The sequence below is a fragment of the Pseudarthrobacter sp. Pseusp20 genome, assembly GCF_059492155.1.
In genome coordinates this window covers 4,372,067-4,386,825 of the sequence record NZ_CP168521.1, presented here as the reverse complement: position 1 = coordinate 4,386,825, position 14,759 = coordinate 4,372,067, and the positions used below count along the sequence as shown (strand labels likewise).

The 14,759-nt window shown below is 67.2% G+C and carries 15 protein-coding genes and 2 riboswitches; of the genes, 7 read left to right on the top strand and 8 right to left on the bottom strand.

What is annotated here, in order from left to right:
- Positions 1–2: 2 nt before the first annotated feature.
- The 4 genes from ACEN9K_RS20375 to ACEN9K_RS20360 all read right to left on the bottom strand — a co-directional run bounded on the left by ACEN9K_RS20375 (position 3) and on the right by ACEN9K_RS20360 (position 2,412).
- Complete coding sequence (locus tag ACEN9K_RS20375; protein WP_018769977.1) at positions 3–266, bottom strand: DUF4235 domain-containing protein; 264 nt, start codon at positions 264–266, stop codon at positions 3–5.
- Positions 267–385: 119 nt separating this feature from the next.
- Complete coding sequence (locus ACEN9K_RS20370) at positions 386–601, bottom strand: CDGSH iron-sulfur domain-containing protein (RefSeq protein WP_144600106.1); 216 nt, start codon at positions 599–601, stop codon at positions 386–388.
- Positions 602–656: 55 nt separating this feature from the next.
- The gene (locus ACEN9K_RS20365; protein ID WP_495634948.1) at positions 657–1,709 is read right to left on the bottom strand and encodes an iron-containing redox enzyme family protein; all 1,053 of its coding nucleotides are present in this window, start codon (positions 1,707–1,709) and stop codon (positions 657–659) included.
- Positions 1,710–1,869: 160 nt separating this feature from the next.
- Positions 1,870–2,412 carry a heme-degrading domain-containing protein gene (locus tag ACEN9K_RS20360; protein ID WP_018769980.1) on the bottom strand — a complete coding sequence of 181 codons (543 nt, stop codon included), beginning with the start codon at positions 2,410–2,412 and terminating at the stop codon, positions 1,870–1,872.
- 85 nt (positions 2,413–2,497) lie between these two features.
- A riboswitch (TPP riboswitch) is annotated at positions 2,498–2,638 on the top strand.
- A 66-nt stretch (positions 2,639–2,704) separates the two neighbouring features.
- Between ACEN9K_RS20360 and ACEN9K_RS20355 the strand changes: the two genes are divergently transcribed.
- The 5 genes from ACEN9K_RS20355 (at position 2,705) to ACEN9K_RS20335 (ending at position 8,609) form a co-directional block, all read left to right on the top strand.
- Complete coding sequence (locus ACEN9K_RS20355; RefSeq protein ID WP_018769981.1) at positions 2,705–3,328, top strand: ECF transporter S component; 624 nt, start codon at positions 2,705–2,707, stop codon at positions 3,326–3,328.
- Complete coding sequence (locus tag ACEN9K_RS20350) at positions 3,328–4,878, top strand: ABC transporter ATP-binding protein (protein WP_018769982.1); 1,551 nt, start codon at positions 3,328–3,330, stop codon at positions 4,876–4,878. Before ACEN9K_RS20355 ends, ACEN9K_RS20350 begins: the two co-directional genes overlap by 1 nt.
- Positions 4,875–5,675 (top strand): energy-coupling factor transporter transmembrane component T family protein, encoded by an 801-nt coding sequence (locus ACEN9K_RS20345; RefSeq protein WP_018769983.1) that lies wholly within the window; start codon positions 4,875–4,877, stop codon positions 5,673–5,675. Before ACEN9K_RS20350 ends, ACEN9K_RS20345 begins: the two co-directional genes overlap by 4 nt.
- Positions 5,676–5,792: 117 nt before the next feature.
- Positions 5,793–7,316 (top strand): UDP-N-acetylglucosamine 1-carboxyvinyltransferase, encoded by a 1,524-nt coding sequence (locus ACEN9K_RS20340; protein WP_018769984.1) that lies wholly within the window; start codon positions 5,793–5,795, stop codon positions 7,314–7,316.
- Between the two features lie 66 nt (positions 7,317–7,382).
- Positions 7,383–8,609 (top strand): glutamate--cysteine ligase 2, encoded by a 1,227-nt coding sequence (locus tag ACEN9K_RS20335; protein ID WP_018769985.1) that lies wholly within the window; start codon positions 7,383–7,385, stop codon positions 8,607–8,609.
- A 135-nt stretch (positions 8,610–8,744) separates the two neighbouring features.
- Here ACEN9K_RS20335 and ACEN9K_RS20330 read toward each other — a convergent pair whose 3' ends face one another.
- From ACEN9K_RS20330 to ACEN9K_RS20320, 3 genes are read right to left on the bottom strand one after another with little or no spacing between them, the layout of a single operon-like run.
- Positions 8,745–9,953 carry an O-succinylhomoserine sulfhydrylase gene (locus ACEN9K_RS20330; protein ID WP_056391915.1) on the bottom strand — a complete coding sequence of 403 codons (1,209 nt, stop codon included), beginning with the start codon at positions 9,951–9,953 and terminating at the stop codon, positions 8,745–8,747.
- A complete protein-coding gene (locus ACEN9K_RS20325) occupies positions 9,954–10,364 on the bottom strand; it encodes a rhodanese-like domain-containing protein (protein WP_018769987.1) in 411 nt (136 codons plus the stop codon).
- On the bottom strand, positions 10,361–10,636 hold the full coding sequence (locus ACEN9K_RS20320; protein WP_018769988.1) for a DUF1737 domain-containing protein: 276 nt from the start codon (positions 10,634–10,636) through the stop codon (positions 10,361–10,363). Before ACEN9K_RS20320 ends, ACEN9K_RS20325 begins: the two co-directional genes overlap by 4 nt.
- 13 nt (positions 10,637–10,649) lie before the next feature.
- A riboswitch (SAM riboswitch) is annotated at positions 10,650–10,765 on the bottom strand.
- Between the two features lie 225 nt (positions 10,766–10,990).
- Here ACEN9K_RS20320 and opgC point away from each other — a divergent pair.
- Positions 10,991–13,456, top strand: a complete 2,466-nt coding sequence (gene opgC, locus ACEN9K_RS20315; protein ID WP_018769989.1) for an OpgC domain-containing protein — start codon at positions 10,991–10,993, stop codon at positions 13,454–13,456.
- A 94-nt stretch (positions 13,457–13,550) separates the two neighbouring features.
- Here opgC and ACEN9K_RS20310 read toward each other — a convergent pair whose 3' ends face one another.
- The gene (locus ACEN9K_RS20310; RefSeq protein ID WP_018769990.1) at positions 13,551–13,805 is read right to left on the bottom strand and encodes a hypothetical protein; all 255 of its coding nucleotides are present in this window, start codon (positions 13,803–13,805) and stop codon (positions 13,551–13,553) included.
- 224 nt (positions 13,806–14,029) lie between these two features.
- Here ACEN9K_RS20310 and ACEN9K_RS20305 point away from each other — a divergent pair, with 224 nt between their 5' ends.
- A complete protein-coding gene (locus ACEN9K_RS20305; protein WP_056391914.1) occupies positions 14,030–14,734 on the top strand; it encodes a TetR/AcrR family transcriptional regulator C-terminal domain-containing protein in 705 nt (234 codons plus the stop codon).
- Positions 14,735–14,759 lie beyond the last annotated feature (25 nt).

Genomic DNA, 14,759 nt, shown 5'->3' with positions numbered 1-14,759 from the left:
AGCTAGACGATGTCCTGCGACTTGGCGAAGCGGGTGATGGCGCGCTGGGTGCCGCGGTTGGCCAGCACCTGGATGATGGCGCTGACGGACGCCGAGATCAGCGCGAAGGTCAACGCCGAACGCAGGCTGGTGGGGACATCCTCGTTCTTGCCGGTGGGGGCTTTCTGCCCGGTGGTCTTCTCCCAGATGGTGTTGACCAGCTTGGTGCCGGCCAGGCCTGCGCCGAGGCTCACCCCGGTTCCGAGCAGCTTGATGAAAAGGTTCATTCCTATTACTCCTTGCGGGCGGAAAACGGACTGCCTCCAGCCTAGCCGTACGCCCGTGCCGGTCCGGGCAAGGCCGTGGCGTGCTGCAGGCGGGTTGTTGGACTAAATGGCTTGTTGGACTACTTCGCGGGCGGCTCGGTGCGGAACTTGATCATCTTGTGCGTGCCGTCGCAGTAGGGCTTGATGGCCGAGGCGCCGCAGCGGCACAAGGCAACGGTCCTGCGGTCGCGGGGCACCGCGTCCCCGGATGGGGTGACGATCTCGAAATCACCCCTGACGATCAGGGGCCCGTCCGGGCAGACCACGATGGAGCCCGCGGCGGATTCCTGGTCCATGTCCGATCCTGTTCCATGCTGTCCGGGTTTCATGCCTGCACCGCTTTCGTCGTAGTCATGCTGCGGCCGGCCCGGCCGCCCGCAGCGATGATGCGCCGGCTTCCCATGAGGACATCAGATGGGCGGACAGCCGGCCGTCGAGGGCCATGGCGGCAGTGGCCCCAAACAGGACGTCCGCGAGGAGTTCCGGTTCGGCTTCGACGAGGCCGCCGGCGAGGTCCCGGCCTGCGATCTGCTCGTGGACGGCGTCGGCCTCCACATGCTCATCGAAGTAGTGGGTGACGTCCGCGCCGAAACCGTGCCGGCGGAATCCGTTGCCGTAGAACCGGTTGGGCTGGGAGGAGGTCATCTCGTAGATCGCCAGGTGGCCGGTGATGGCACCCCGGAGCCGCCGGTTCAGGCCGCACAGCGACATGAGGTTGACGGACGCGAGGGAGACGGCGGGGACGGCATCCACGTACGCGCCGTAGCTGACGTCGAGGCCCAAACCGCGCATGGTCCGGGCGAACAGCGCGCTGTGCATGCGCTCGGGGCGGCCGCCGCCGTATTCATCCGCCTGGATTTCCACCAGGGCCGCCTTGGGCCGTCCGCTGAGCCGCGGAATGGCCCATGTATGCGGGTCGGCTTCCTTCAGCTGGTACATCGACTTGTGGATCAGGAACTCCCGGAGCTGGTCCAGGCCCGCCTTCCTGGCGACGTAGCGGGAGACGCTGGGCCCGGTGTCCGTGGCTGCGAGGCCGAACAGGACGTCGGCTACCTGGTCGCTGGTCAGGGCACCGGCAGGCAGTTCGAAGTCTGCGGCGGCCTGGTGCGCGGCGGTACGGAGGGCTGCCTCAAACGGTGCCTCGACCAGCTGCCGGACCCGGATTAACGCCGGCTCCCACTCCCAGTCGTCGGAGACGCCGGCCAGGCCGGAATAGTGGAGCTCGTAGAGGCAGAAGAGGGCCAGCTGGATGTCCTCGTCGCCGATGATGTCACTAGTGCCGGCCACCTGCCGTGCCGCGAGGTGGTACAGCCCGTCCAGCCCCGTCCCGGCTTCGGCCGGAGCCTGCGCAAGGAGTGCGAACAGGGCGTTGCTGAGGGGGCCTCTGGATTCCGGGATTCTCATGGTGCTCCTTGGTCTGCCGCGCTGGTGACGGGAACGAACGCGGGACCGCCCATGGTGACTCCCATGCCCTGTCCTCCTCGAAACCCGGGAACCAATATAGTAAGCATGATTACTAATAAAAGCTAAGCAGGCTTCCTGTTGGCGGCAGGTCAACCGGCGCCTAATCCCGCAGCGACGACCCCAGGATGTCGCGCAGCGCCTCAACCACCAGGTCATGGTCCTGCAGCTGCGGCAACCCGGAGACGGTCAGCGTGGCCACGGCGCCCACGCCGGTGACGTAGATCGGAAAGGCGCCGCCATGGGCTGCATACCGGGATTGGTCGAACCAGGCGTTGTCCTCGATCCGGCCGCCGCCCAGCCGGCCGCGAAGCCCCACCAAAAGTGACGGCACCTCGTACCGGGCGGCAGTGCGCTGCTTGGCGCGGATCCAGTGCCCGTTGTCCGGCGTGGCGCCCGGGAGCGCGACGTGGAACAGGACCTGCTCGCCCTTGGTGATGTCGATGGCGATGGGAAGGGACCGCTCCTTGCCCAGCTCCACCAGGAGCAGGCCCAGGTTCAACGCGTCATCCAGCGAAAAGCCGGGGAACTGGAGCTCCCGGACCTCCGCCTCGATGCGGGCGATCGACGCTTCCAGTGACCCCTCCAGCTGGGCGTCGGCGGAATCAGGATCGAATCCGGTCACATCCGGTGGAATGGCGCTCATGGCCCTCAATCTACCCCCGCCAGGTGTAAACTTGACCACGCCCGGAAGGGCAGTTCAAAAAGCCTTACCCATCCAAAAGCACCACTAATAACGACAGGGGAGCGCCGCCGTCGGACATCCTGGCACAAGCCGGGCACCGCAGGTGGGCGCTGAGAGTGCGGACAGCCGCAGACCCTCGAACCTGATCCGGTTAGTACCGGCGCAAGGGAGTCGAGTTCTCAAAGTGCCGCGGCTGCACGGCAACAGCCGTCAGCCGGGTCCACTTTCCCCTCCTGTTTCCCAGGAGGATCACATGAGTACTGCAGCAATCAAGAAGACCACCAGTAAGTCCTGGCGCGTCGTGGACATCGTGGTCGCCGCGCTGGTGGCCATCGCGGGCGGCGTCATTTTCTGGGCGTGGGACCAGGGAGCAGCCGCGCTTTCTGCCCCCATGAATGCCGCCTACCCGCCCCTGACCGGGCTGCTGGCGGGCGGCTGGATGATTCCCGGCGTGCTGGGAATGCTGATCATCCGCAAGCCCGGGGCCGCCCTGTTCTGTGAAACCGTGGCCGCCACCGGGGAACTCCTCATGGGTTCCCAGTACGGTGCCTCGGTCCTCTTCTCCGGCTTCATCCAGGGCCTCGGCGCGGAAATCATCTTCGCCATCTTCGTCTACCGCAAGTTCAACCTGCCCGTCTCCCTGCTGGCAGGCGCCGCGGCTGGATTCTTCTGCGGACTGAATGACTCATTCGCACCGTGGGGCTGGAACATCGCCTACTCCGGTGCGGACAAGCTGGCGTACATCGTGCTGACCACCCTCTCCGGCGCCATTCTCGCCGGCGCCCTGTCCTGGCTGGCCACCCGCGGCCTGGCGCGTACCGGCGTGCTGAGCTCCTTCGCTTCGCGCAAGGCCGCCACGGAGCCTGTCTTCTCCTGATGGCACCAGCCCAGCGTGACGGCGGCACCGTCCGCCCTGCCGCCGTCACAGCCCGGGGCTGGGGATGGCGGCACGCCGGCAGGGCCAAGCCTGCCGTCCATGCGCTTGACCTGGACATCAGCCCGGGGGAGCGGGTGCTCCTGCTCGGCCCCTCGGGCGCCGGGAAGTCCACGCTCCTGCACGCGCTCGCAGGGGTGCTGGGGGACATCAACGACGACGGCGGCGAGGCGGGGGACGCCGACGAGTCGGGTTCGCTGCTGGTTGACGGCGCCGTGCCCCGCGCCCAGCGCGGGCGCGCCGGACTTATGCAGCAGGACCCCGAGACGCAGGTGGTCCTGTCGCGGGTGGGGGACGACGTCGCCTTCGGTGCCGAAAACCTTGCCGTCCCACGGGAAGCAATCTGGGCGCGCGTGCACGAGGCGCTTGCCGACGTCGGACTGTCCCACCTGCCGCTGGACCACCCGACGTCGGCCCTGTCCGGCGGGCAAAAGCAGCGCCTGGCGCTGGCCGGCATCCTGGCCATGCGCCCGGGCCTGATCCTCCTGGATGAGCCAACCGCCAACCTGGACCCGGACGGCGTGTTGGAGGTCCGCGATGCCGTGGCGCGGTGCCTGGACAAGACCGGGGCCACGCTGGTGGTGGTGGAGCACCGGGTGTCCGTGTGGAAGGACCTGGTGGACCGGATCGTGGTCCTGCAGCCGGGCTCCGCCGCGGATCCTGCCGTACTCCTGGACGGGCCGCCGGACCAGGTGCTCACGGAGGCGCGGGCCATGCTGGCCGCCGCCGGTGTGTGGGTCCCCGGCTACGTCCCGGCAACCCGTGCCCGGGCGGTGGTCCCGGCCCCCGGCACGGGAAACCTCCTGCTCGCAGCCGAACAGTTGGCAGTCGCCCGCGAACGTCCCCGACGCAAGGGCTTAAGGAAGATTCCGCCGTCACCGGTCCAGGAAGGCCTGGCCGCGCAGGTGCGCGCCGGGCAGGCGCTCGCCGTGACGGGTCCCAACGGCGCCGGTAAGTCCACTTTCGCCCTGACCCTGGCAGGGCTGCTGGAACCGGTGTCCGGAAAGGTCTCCGCCACCATGGACCTGAGCCGCGGTGCCGGCATTGACCCGTACCGGTGGAAGGCGGATCAGCTGATTTCCCGAGTGGGGACGGTGTTCCAGGAGCCGGAGCACCAGTTCGTGACCGGCAGGGTGCTTGACGAACTGCTGTTCGGCCCCCGGCACCTGGGCCACGGCGGGGATCGGGTGGACGAACTGCTGGAGCGGCTGCGGCTCACCGCGCTGGTGGACGCCAACCCCTACACGCTCTCCGGTGGCGAGAAGCGGCGGCTGTCCGTGGCCACCGTCCTTGCCGCCAGCCCGCAGGTCCTGGTCCTGGATGAACCCACGTTCGGGCAGGACGCCAACACATGGGCCGAGCTGGCGTCCTTCCTGTCCGAGCTCCTGGATGCCGGCACTGCCGTGGTGTCCGTGACCCATGACGCCGAATTCACCCAGGCCTTGGGCGGGGCCGAACTGCGGATGGCCGCGGCGGAAGCGGTGGCGCCATGAGGCAGCAACTCACCCTGGGCGGCAACCATGCCCTCCTGGTCCGCGCCAATCCACTAAGCAAGTTCGCTGCCGTCCTGCTGATCACCGCCGTCCTGGCGCTGTCCATCGACTGGGTTTCGGCGTCCGTGGCCCTGGTCTTTGAGCTTCTGCTCTTTCCCCTGGCCGGGCTCACCCTGTCCCTGCTGTGGCAGCGCGGCTGGCCGCTGATCCTTGCCGCTGCCGTGGGTGGCTGGAGCACCTCCATCCTGGCCCCGGACAGCGGCCGGATCCTGCTCGACGCCGGGATCTGGTCCATGAGCGAAGGTTCCCTGCAGCTGGGCATCGGCTTCCTCCTGCGCGGCTTTGCGATCGCCCTTCCGGCCGTGCTCCTGATGAGCTGCACCGATCCCACGGACCTTGCCGACGCGCTGGCGCAGAAGGCGCGCCTGCCGCACCGCTTTGTCCTGGGAACGCTCGCCGCGATGCGCCTGGTGGGGCTCATGGCTGAAGAATGGCAGACCATCGGGATGGCCCGGCGTGCGCGTGGCGTGGGTTCGCGCGGCAGCGTGGCCCAGCGGGTGAAGGCCACGCTGGGCCAGAGTTTCGGGCTGCTGGTACAGGCCATCCGCCGCGCGTCCCGGCTTGCTGTGACCATGGAAGCCCGCGGTTTCGGCGGCGGCAACCGGACCTGGGCCCGGGAATCCACGTTCAGCGCGCTGGACCTTGGGGTGGTGGCCGGCGGTGTCCTGGTGGCCGGCCTCGCGCTATTTGCTGCCCTGGCCGCCGGGACCTGGAACATGGTGTGGCTGGGCAGTTGATGTTGGCGGTCCGGCCCAGGTGATTCCTATCGCATGCAGTGGGTAGAGGCTTTCCCGATGCCCCATACCAGTGGCCGATCAGGGCCCGCGTAACTCATCTATGATATATTTGCGGATATGACGCAGGAGACCGCTGAGCACGTTGCCGCCATGTTGAGGGATGCCCGGAGCGAGAAGGGCTGGACCCAGGGCCAGTTGGCCGCCGAGCTCGGCACCAGCCAGAGCGCCGTTGCCCGGATGGAGCAGGGCAAGCAGAACCTGAGCCTGAAGATGATCCAGAGGCTGGAAAAGATCTTCGACCGCAGCATCGTCAACGTCGGCAAGCCGCAGATGACGCACCTGCGGGTGGAGGGCGGCCGTACCCTCTCCGGTGCCGTGGATGTCAACAGCAGCAAGAACGCCGGCGTCGCCCTGCTGTGCGCCAGCCTGATCAACCGTGGCACCACCGTGCTCCGCCGGCTGGCACGGATCGAGGAAGTCAACCGCATTGTCGAAGTGCTGACCAGCATCGGCGTCGAGTGCACCTGGCTCAACGACACTGACCTGCGTCTTCGCCGTCCCGCCGTCCTGGACCTGGAAGCCATGGACGTTGACGCGGCGCGCAGGACCCGCAGCGTCATCATGCTGCTGGGTCCCCTTCTGGATGAGTCGCGGGAGTACCGGCTGCCCTACGCCGGCGGCTGCGACCTCGGCACCCGCACCGTGGAACCGCACATGCAGGCGTTGCGCCAGTTTGGCCTTGCCGTGGAAGCCACGGCCGGTTTCTACACGGTCCAGGCTCCGCCGGCGGACGCGCAGGACCGCTCCTTCGTCCTCACCGAACGCGGGGACACCGTCACCGAGAACGCCATCATGGCCGCGGCGCACCGGCCGGGAACCACCGTGATCCGCAACGCCAGCCCCAATTACATGGTGCAGGACCTGTGCTTCTACCTGCAGATGCTGGGCGTCACCATCGAGGGCGTGGGCACCACCACCCTGAAGATCACGGGCCGGGCCGACATTGACGCGGAGATCGAGTACTTCCCCTCCGAGGATCCCATCGAGGCGATGAGCCTCATCACGGCCGGCATCGTCACCAATTCCGAGGTCACGGTGCGGCGGGTGCCCATCGAGTTCATGGAAATCGAGTTGGCCACCTTGGGCCAGATGGGGCAGAAGCTGGAAATTTCGGGCGAGTACATGGCCCGCAACGGCCGCACCCGGCTGGTGGACGTGACCACCAAGCCCTCCGAGCTGCATGCCCCGGAGGACAAGATCCATCCGATGCCGTTCCCCGGGCTGAACATCGACAACCTGCCGTTCTTTGCCGTCATTGCCGCGAACGCCGATGGCCAGACCATGATCCACGACTGGGTCTACGAGAACCGGGCCATTTACCTGACAGAGCTGAACAGGCTTGGGGCGCAGGTGCAGTTGCTGGATCCGCACCGGATCTACGTCAACGGGCCCACCAAGTGGCGCGCCGCCGAGGTGGGCTGCCCGCCTGCACTTCGTCCGGCCGCCTGCCTGCTGCTGGCCATGCTCGCCGCCCGGGGCGTATCCGAACTGCGGAACATCTACGTGATCGAGCGTGGCTACGAGGACCTGGCGGAACGCCTGAACACCATCGGCGCCAAGGTGGAGTACTTCCAGGACTAGCATTCACGGTTCGTCATGAATCGCCGGGGCCCCTCGAATGCCGGACAAGTATCGCAGAATGTTCGTATGCGTACTTTTGGCGTAGAGGAGGAACTCCTGATCGTTGATCCGGAGTCCGGGGAACCCCTTGCCCTGGCCGACGCCCTCCTGGCCGGCCACCGCGTTGCGGCTGACGATCTTCCCGTGGACCCGGAGGTCCACCACTCCGGAAAACAGGCGGATTACGACGACGAGATGGGCTTGAGTGCCGAGCTGAAGCTTGAGCAGATCGAGACCCAGACCCGTCCGTGCCTCGAATACGGGAGCCTGCTCGAACAGATCCGCGCGGGCCGCGCCCTGGCGGACCAGGCCGCCAGGAAGCATGGCGCCAGGGTGGCGGCCCTCGCCACCTCGCCCTTGGCCTCCACCACCCACACGACGCCCGACCCCCGGTACGCCAAAATGCTGGAGCGCTTCGGCCTCACCGCCCAGGAGCAGCTGACCTGCGGCTTCCATGTGCACACGTTCATCGAATCGCCCGAAGAGGGCGTGGCGGTCCTGGACCGGATCCGCGACAAGCTGGCAGTGCTGACGGCCCTGAGCGCCAATTCACCCTTCTGGAACGGCGTTCCGACCGGGTTTGAAAGCTACCGCACCCAGGCCTGGAACCGGTGGCCCACGGCGGGCCCGGCCGGTATTTACGGGACGTACCCTGCCTACCGGCGCGTGGTGACGCGGCTGCTGGAAAGCGGCGTCATGCTCGATGAGGGCATGCTGTACTTCGACGCCCGGCTGTCCCGCAACCACCCCACCGTCGAGGTTCGCGTGGCGGACGTCTGCCTTCGTGCCGAGGATGCAGCGCTCATTGCCGTGCTGGTTCGGGCGCTGGTGGAATCCGCCAGCAGGGAATGGCAGGCCGACGTGGATCCTGCGCCGGTTCCCACCGTCCTCCTCCGGATGGCCTCGTGGCAGGCCAGCAGCGCCGGGCTAAGCGGTGAACTCCTGGATTTTGGGAATTTCCGGCCCGCACCGGCCGCGGACGTGGTCCGGTCCCTGGTGGATTACCTGGCTCCCGTCCTGTCCGAACAGGGGGAGCTGGCACTGGCACGGCAGGGGGTGGAGGACATCATCGCCCGCGGAACGGGAGCCGCCGAACAGCGCCGCGCCCGGGACAAGGCGGTGGCGGGACCGCCCCCGGAGGACATGGGGTTCGGCGCCGTGGTGCGGCAGGCCGTCAACGTGACCATGCGGGATGCCCTGGACCTTGCTGACGTGGAGGGCACGCCCGAACTGCTGCGGGTCCGCCAGAGCTGACCTTCGACGCGCATATCCATTCCCGACGCGCAGATTCCTCCTCGCGGCCCATATTTGGTGCGCGCCAGGGAATCTGCGCATCGAAAGGAGGAAGCGCGTCGCCCGGACCCAGAGGAGCTAGGGCTTCCCGCGCGGCTAGATCTGCTTGAGTGCCTGTTCCAGGTCGCGGAGGAGGTCCTCCGGGTCCTCGAGCCCTACCGAGAGCCGCACCACGCCGTCACTGAGCCCAATGGCGGCGCGCCCTTCCGGCCCCATGGCGCGGTGCGTGGTGGTGGCGGGGTGCGTGATCAGGGACTTCGAATCACCAAGGTTGTTGGAGATGTCGATGATGCGCAGCCCGTCCAGCAGTGCGAAGGCCGCTTCCTTGCCGGAGCGCCCGCCGGAGGGAGCCAGCTCAAGCGTGAGGACCGTACCGCCGGCGCTCATCTGCCGTGCCGCCAGGTCGTACTGCGGGTGGGACTTGAGCAGCGGGTACTTCACCCAGCTCACGGCGGGCTGTTCTTCCAGCCACTCTGCGAGCCGGAGCGCCGTGGCGGAGGAATGGTTCACGCGCAGACTCATGGTCTCCAGGCCCTTGGTCAGGACCCAGGCGTTGAACGCCGAGAGTGCGGGCCCGGTGTGGCGCATGAGCTGTTTTACGGGACCGTCGATGAACTCCTTGGTGCCCAGGATGGCGCCGCCCATGACCCTGCCCTGGCCGTCGATGTGCTTGGTGCCGGAGTAGACGATGACGTCGGCGCCCAGGTCACCGCAGCGCTGCAGCAGGGGAGTGGCGAAGACGTTGTCCGCCACCACCTTGGCGCCGGCGGCATGCGCAAGTTCGCTGACCGCGGCGATGTCCACGATCTCCTGCATCGGGTTGGACGGGGATTCGAAGAAGACGGCGGTGGTGGGCTTGGAGAGGGCCTCGCGCCACTGGTCCAGGTCCGGCCCGTCCACGAAGACGGTCTCCACGCCCCACCGGGGAAGGATCTCGTTCAAAATCACGAAGCACGAACCGAACAGCGACCGGGCGGCCACCACCCGGTCGCCGGCAGCCAGCAGGGCACCAAGCGCGGTGAACACCGCGGACATGCCCGACGCCGTCGCGAAGCAGGCTTCGGTGCCTTCCAGCAGCCGGAGCCGCTCCTGGAAGGTGGCCACGGACGGGTTTCCGTAGCGGGAGTAGACAAAGCGTTCGTCCTCGCCGGTGAAGGCGCGTTCAGCTGCTGCCGCGGATTCGTAGACGAAGCCGGAGTTCAGGAAAATGGCCTCGGACGTTTCCTGGAAGTTGGTGCGGTCCAGCCCGCCACGGACAGCCTGGGTGTCGGGGTTCCAGCCGGGGGCGTCTTGGTTGAAGGTCACTTAGTTCTTTCCGAGGTTGGTGGGAAGGCCGCGGTTTTTCCAGCCGTTGACGGTGCGTTCGCCATAGCGGTCCGGCTCGCCTTCAAAGCCCTCCAGCACGTTGTAGGAGGTGAAGCCGGCCCGGGTGGCCGCGATGGCTGCCGCGATGGACCGCTGGCCGGAGCGGCACAGGAACACCAGTTCGGTTGAACGGTCCTCGGGCGCCTGCTGGCTGAGGTCGTTGATGAAGTCGGGGTTGGGGATGCCGCCGGGGAAGGTCCACTGGATGAAGAGGGGGTCGTTGTCCGTGGCCTTGGTGTCCGGAATGCCGATGTGGGCCCATTCGCCCTCGGTGCGGACGTCCACCAGGATGGCGCCCTGTTCCAGCTTCTCCCATGCTTCCTGGGGCGTGAGGTCTCCCGCGTAGCTCATGCGTGGCCCTCGCCGTCGAACTCGCCTTCAAATTCGGCGTCCAGTTCATCCACTGCGGTGGCAACCGCGGCATCGGCCGAGGCGATTGCCGCCGGAAGGACCACTGCCTGCGCCACGATCACGCTGGTGCCGTTGAAGGTGGCTGCCGGGCTGCCGTGCAGCACATAGCCGTCGGCCAGGGCCGTGGAGATCCGCTCGCAGAATGAACGGTCATCCGGGCCGGTGATCAGGCGGTAGGACAATTTTTCGTCAGGGGCAGGTGCGTCAGACACGACGGATCTCCTTCTTTCACGCTTGCAGCTCGAATCGGTCGATATGCCGAGTATTCACCTGAGGCACCCCGCCGCGAAAGGGAGGGTTGCCGACCGGCCAGTCAGGGCTTCACACCGGTACTCATTACTCCCCAAAAACGTAACATCTGCCGCGCCAAGCCGCACCGCCGCCGTCGTCATGTTCCGTAATTGAGCAGCGCTGAAGGGAGGCGCGGGGTTGAAGGAAAGCGCGACGGCGGACATCGCCGCAGGTGGGCGGCCGGCCACGTGCCGCCCGGGGCCGCAGGGCCGATAAAGTTCTTACCGGGGCGCCGCCCCGTCGTCACAGCAATGAGCACCGGGGGTCCTGTCAGCATGCGGGCAAACACATCGCGCCACCAGGCCGCCATCCGGGGGACCCGCCGGCCGTCCATCGGGGCGTTCCTGGCCGCGGCCCTCGTCAGCCTCCTGGCCCTGCTGGCGGCTGCGCCGGCGCATGCGGCGGACGTTGCGCCGGAAAAGGGAAAGCCCTGGCTGGGCGCGGTGCTCGAGTGGGGCGAGGACACCGCCGCAGGTTTCAGCGGCCGGCTTGGTGCCAGTCCGGCCGTCTTCGGCCACGACATCACCATCCCCTACCGCGATGCGGAACGGAACGACCTTGACGGCTTCCTTCAGCAGGCCGCGTCCCTAGGCGCCCACGCCCTGCTCACGGTGAAGCCGTCAGTGCCCCTGGACCAGCTCGGCACCGCGGAAGCGGAAGCATTCGCAGCGCAGGTGCGCGACCTTACGTCCGGGTTCAAGGGGCAGTTGCTGATCCGGTTCGCCCCGGACATGAATGCAAGCTGGGTGGCCTGGGGCCAGCAGCCCGCCGCGTACCGGCAGGCCTTCAGGGCTGTGGCGGCAGCGTTCAAGAAGTACGACGGCGGCCGGGCCACCTTGGTGTGGGCGCCTTACCTGGGCAAGGACTACCCCTTTGACCGCAACCGGGATGCCCCGCAGCCCGGAACCGAAGGCTTTTCCCTCCTGGACACGAACGGCGACGGGGCCTGGAACTCAAGCGACAGCGCCTACGCCCCTTACTACCCGGGCGACGACGCAGTGGACTGGGCGGGGCTGGCCGCCTATCACGACGACACGGCCGGCGGCCCCGCCGTCAACTCCCAGCCGAGGGCCGGCGAGCTCCAGGACATGCTGACGGCCTCCGGCGGCGAAAACTTCTACGGCACCTATTCCGAGGGGCGCAACAAGCCGTTCCTCCTCCAGACCTCTGCTTTCTACAGCCCCGCGTCCGGCGGCGCGCAGGAGGCGGACATCAAGGCGGGCTGGTGGGACCAGGTGGTGGGAACTGCCACTTCCCCAGCTTTTGCCGGGACGGCCGCCGTTGTCTGGGACGAGCGCACCAGCACCAGGGATACCGGCGTGGCGAGCATCAGCTGGCTGCTCACGGGACAGGCGGGCATCGCCAAAGCGGCCCTGGACAGGCTGAAGGCATCGCCAATGGTCACCGGGCCGGTCACCGACGTGGCATCCGGGAGCACCTACGTCCGGGCCAACACGCTCTCCGGGGCTGCCGCCTGGACTGTTGCCGCCGCCATGGCCATCCTCCTGGTGGCCCTGTGGCAGATACCCCGCCGGATCAACGCAGCCACGGCCTGGGGCTACCAGGATCCCTCCGCCAGGGACTCGCGCATCGATCTGCTGCGCGGGATGGCCATCGTCTTTGTGGTGGTGAACCACCTGGGCATGGCATCGCTGTTCCAGCTGCTCACCCAGGAGGCCGTGGGCTTCGTGTCGGGTGCGGAACTGTTCGTCCTGTTCTCCGGACTGGTGGTGGGCATGGTGTACGGACCCAAGGCCAGGGAGGACTTCGGGCAGGTGGTCGACCTCACGACCCGCCGCGCCGGCAAGCTCTACCTGACGGCGCTGGCCGTGCTGATCGGCGTCTTCCTTCTGTCCCTGCTCCCGTTCTTCCACACCGAGGCCCTGACCACGTTCGTGGACCAGGGGACCGGTGGCGCCGGGCACAACGGGGCCGGCCGGACCTACGACCTCTATGCGGGCATGTCATCGCTGTTCCAGTTCCCCGTCCCGCCCCAGGTGCTTCCGGCCATCGTGCTGCTGCAGTTCGGTCCCTGGCAGTTCAATGTCATGGGGCTCTATGTGGTGCTGTTGCTGGTCAGCCCGCTGATCCTCGCGGCGCTGAACCGCGGAAAGGCCATCTGGGTCGTGGCGGTGTCGGTTGCCGTGTATGCGGCAGGTGCCATGACCAGGTTCCGGATCCTGCCCTCGCAGTTTGAGGACTCCTTCCCGCTGCTGGTGTGGCAGGTGCTTTTCGTGCTTGGGCTGGTTGCGGGCTACCATCGGCGCAGCATCACAGCGTGGCTGTCGCGCCACACGTGGGTGGTGGTTGCCTGCACCACGGCAGCATTCGCTTTGGCCTTCCTGTCCTGGGGCAACCCCTACCTGGCCAACGCCTATGACGTCCGACTGGCGCTGCTGCCGGATGCGTCCTACCGGGCAATGTATGACGCCTTCTTCGGCCGGACATACCTGGCCCCGGGCCGGCTGCTCAACGTCCTGGTCCTGGTGGTGGCTGCGTACGCATTCCTCAGTGCTTACTGGAAACCGGTGGACCGGGCCCTGGGCTGGTTCCTGGTCCCGCTGGGACGGGCCACGCTGTACGTCTTCATCATGCACGTGGTGCTGATCGCCGTCGTGGCCAACATCCCGGCCCTGCAGCAGCAAAGCATCCTCCTCAACACCGTGGCCTACGCCGTGGTCCTTGGGATGCTCTGGGTGATGGTCCGCACCAGGTTCCTCTTCCGGATCATCCCTGCCTAGCCCGGGGCATGAAAAATGCTGCGGCACGGGCGTGCCACAGCATTTGATCATGTACCACCCGGCTGCCCGGTGGCCTCTTACGAATCCGGGGGTCTCAGACCAGGCCCGGGTAGCTGGTCATGATGTAGTCCGCAGCGGCAGGACCCTTCATGCGCAGCCCGTTGCGGCGCGGCGGGATCCGGTGCTTCATGGCTGCCCAGAAGGTGGACTCGGTGCCGGCCGGCTGCTGGTTGAGGAAGCACCAGCTGGTGTACAGGCCGTAGAGGCGGTCGCGGTCCATGCTGGAACCAGCGGCGTGGTCGGGGTAGGTGGCTTCGTGGAGAAAAGTATCGAACTGCGAATGTGCCATGATGGCTTCCCTTCGCTAAGTGCTCGGCGCCGCCGTTCGGCTACAGCAGCAAGATTTGATGCCCTGCACATGGCCATCGAATCTATAGGTTGGGTCCCGTGAAAAGCATCCGGGGACTCAGCGTCGTCAGCGCCTGTCTACGATGTAGACTTTACCCGTAGACTACAAGTAAGGCAACCGTCTCGATTAATCCGGGCCGCCACTTCCACCGCTAGGACAACACCATGAATCCCCCGCACGCTTCCGGCCGCACCCCCGCCAAGGCCAGGCTGAGCAGGGAGGTCGTGCTGGCCAAGGCCCTGGAACTGGTTGATGCCGAAGGACTGGATGCACTGACCATGCGCCGCCTGGGGCAGGAGCTTGGCCGGGACCCGATGAGCCTGTACCGCTACGCCGAGAACCGCGCGGCGCTGCTGGACGGGGTTTCTGAGCTGGTGCTCAACCAGCTTCCGATTCATCCGGAGGACCCGGATTGGAAAGCGCAGCTTCGGAGCATCGCCCACAACCTGCGGATGCTGGCGCTCAAGCATCCCAACGTTGTCCCCCTGCTGGTGACGCGGCCCCTCTCCACGCCGCTGGGCATGCGTCCGCTGGGCACGTTGCGGCCATTGGAGCAGATCCTGACCCTGCTGGTGGCGGCAGGATTCGAGCCGGCTGATGCGCTGCACGTCTACCGCGCCTACTACGGCTTCCTCTACGGGCACCTCCTGAACGAACTGCAGGAGTACGTGGTGGACCCGGAAGAGAACGAGGTGCTGCTGCGGCTGGGGCTCCACCGGCTGCCCGCGAAGGAATTCCCCCGGCTGCGTGCGCTGGCGCCGGCGTTGGCTGACTACGACGGCGCCAAGGAGCTTGACCAAGGGCTCACCATCCTGCTGTCCGGGCTGGAAGCCCAGCTTTCACGGCAGGCGGCAGGCTCCAGCGCCTGACGGAGCGGCCGTGTAAAGGCGTGGT

Excerpts from the sequence above, each read along its gene's own strand:
- ACEN9K_RS20375 (WP_018769977.1), bottom strand. The coding sequence starts at position 266 with ATGAACCTTTTCATCAAGCTGCTCGGAACCGGGGTGAGCCTCGGCGCA.
- ACEN9K_RS20370 (WP_144600106.1), bottom strand. The coding sequence starts at position 601 with ATGGACCAGGAATCCGCCGCGGGCTCCATCGTGGTCTGCCCGGACGGG.
- ACEN9K_RS20365 (WP_495634948.1), bottom strand. The coding sequence starts at position 1,709 with ATGAGAATCCCGGAATCCAGAGGCCCCCTCAGCAACGCCCTGTTCGCA.
- ACEN9K_RS20360 (WP_018769980.1), bottom strand. The coding sequence starts at position 2,412 with ATGAGCGCCATTCCACCGGATGTGACCGGATTCGATCCTGATTCCGCC.
- ACEN9K_RS20355 (WP_018769981.1), top strand. The coding sequence starts at position 2,705 with ATGAGTACTGCAGCAATCAAGAAGACCACCAGTAAGTCCTGGCGCGTC.
- ACEN9K_RS20350 (WP_018769982.1), top strand. The coding sequence starts at position 3,328 with ATGGCACCAGCCCAGCGTGACGGCGGCACCGTCCGCCCTGCCGCCGTC.
- ACEN9K_RS20345 (WP_018769983.1), top strand. The coding sequence starts at position 4,875 with ATGAGGCAGCAACTCACCCTGGGCGGCAACCATGCCCTCCTGGTCCGC.
- ACEN9K_RS20340 (WP_018769984.1), top strand. The coding sequence starts at position 5,793 with ATGACGCAGGAGACCGCTGAGCACGTTGCCGCCATGTTGAGGGATGCC.
- ACEN9K_RS20335 (WP_018769985.1), top strand. The coding sequence starts at position 7,383 with ATGCGTACTTTTGGCGTAGAGGAGGAACTCCTGATCGTTGATCCGGAG.
- ACEN9K_RS20325 (WP_018769987.1), bottom strand. The coding sequence starts at position 10,364 with ATGAGCTACGCGGGAGACCTCACGCCCCAGGAAGCATGGGAGAAGCTG.
- opgC (WP_018769989.1), top strand. The coding sequence starts at position 10,991 with ATGCGGGCAAACACATCGCGCCACCAGGCCGCCATCCGGGGGACCCGC.
- ACEN9K_RS20310 (WP_018769990.1), bottom strand. The coding sequence starts at position 13,805 with ATGGCACATTCGCAGTTCGATACTTTTCTCCACGAAGCCACCTACCCC.
- ACEN9K_RS20305 (WP_056391914.1), top strand. The coding sequence starts at position 14,030 with ATGAATCCCCCGCACGCTTCCGGCCGCACCCCCGCCAAGGCCAGGCTG.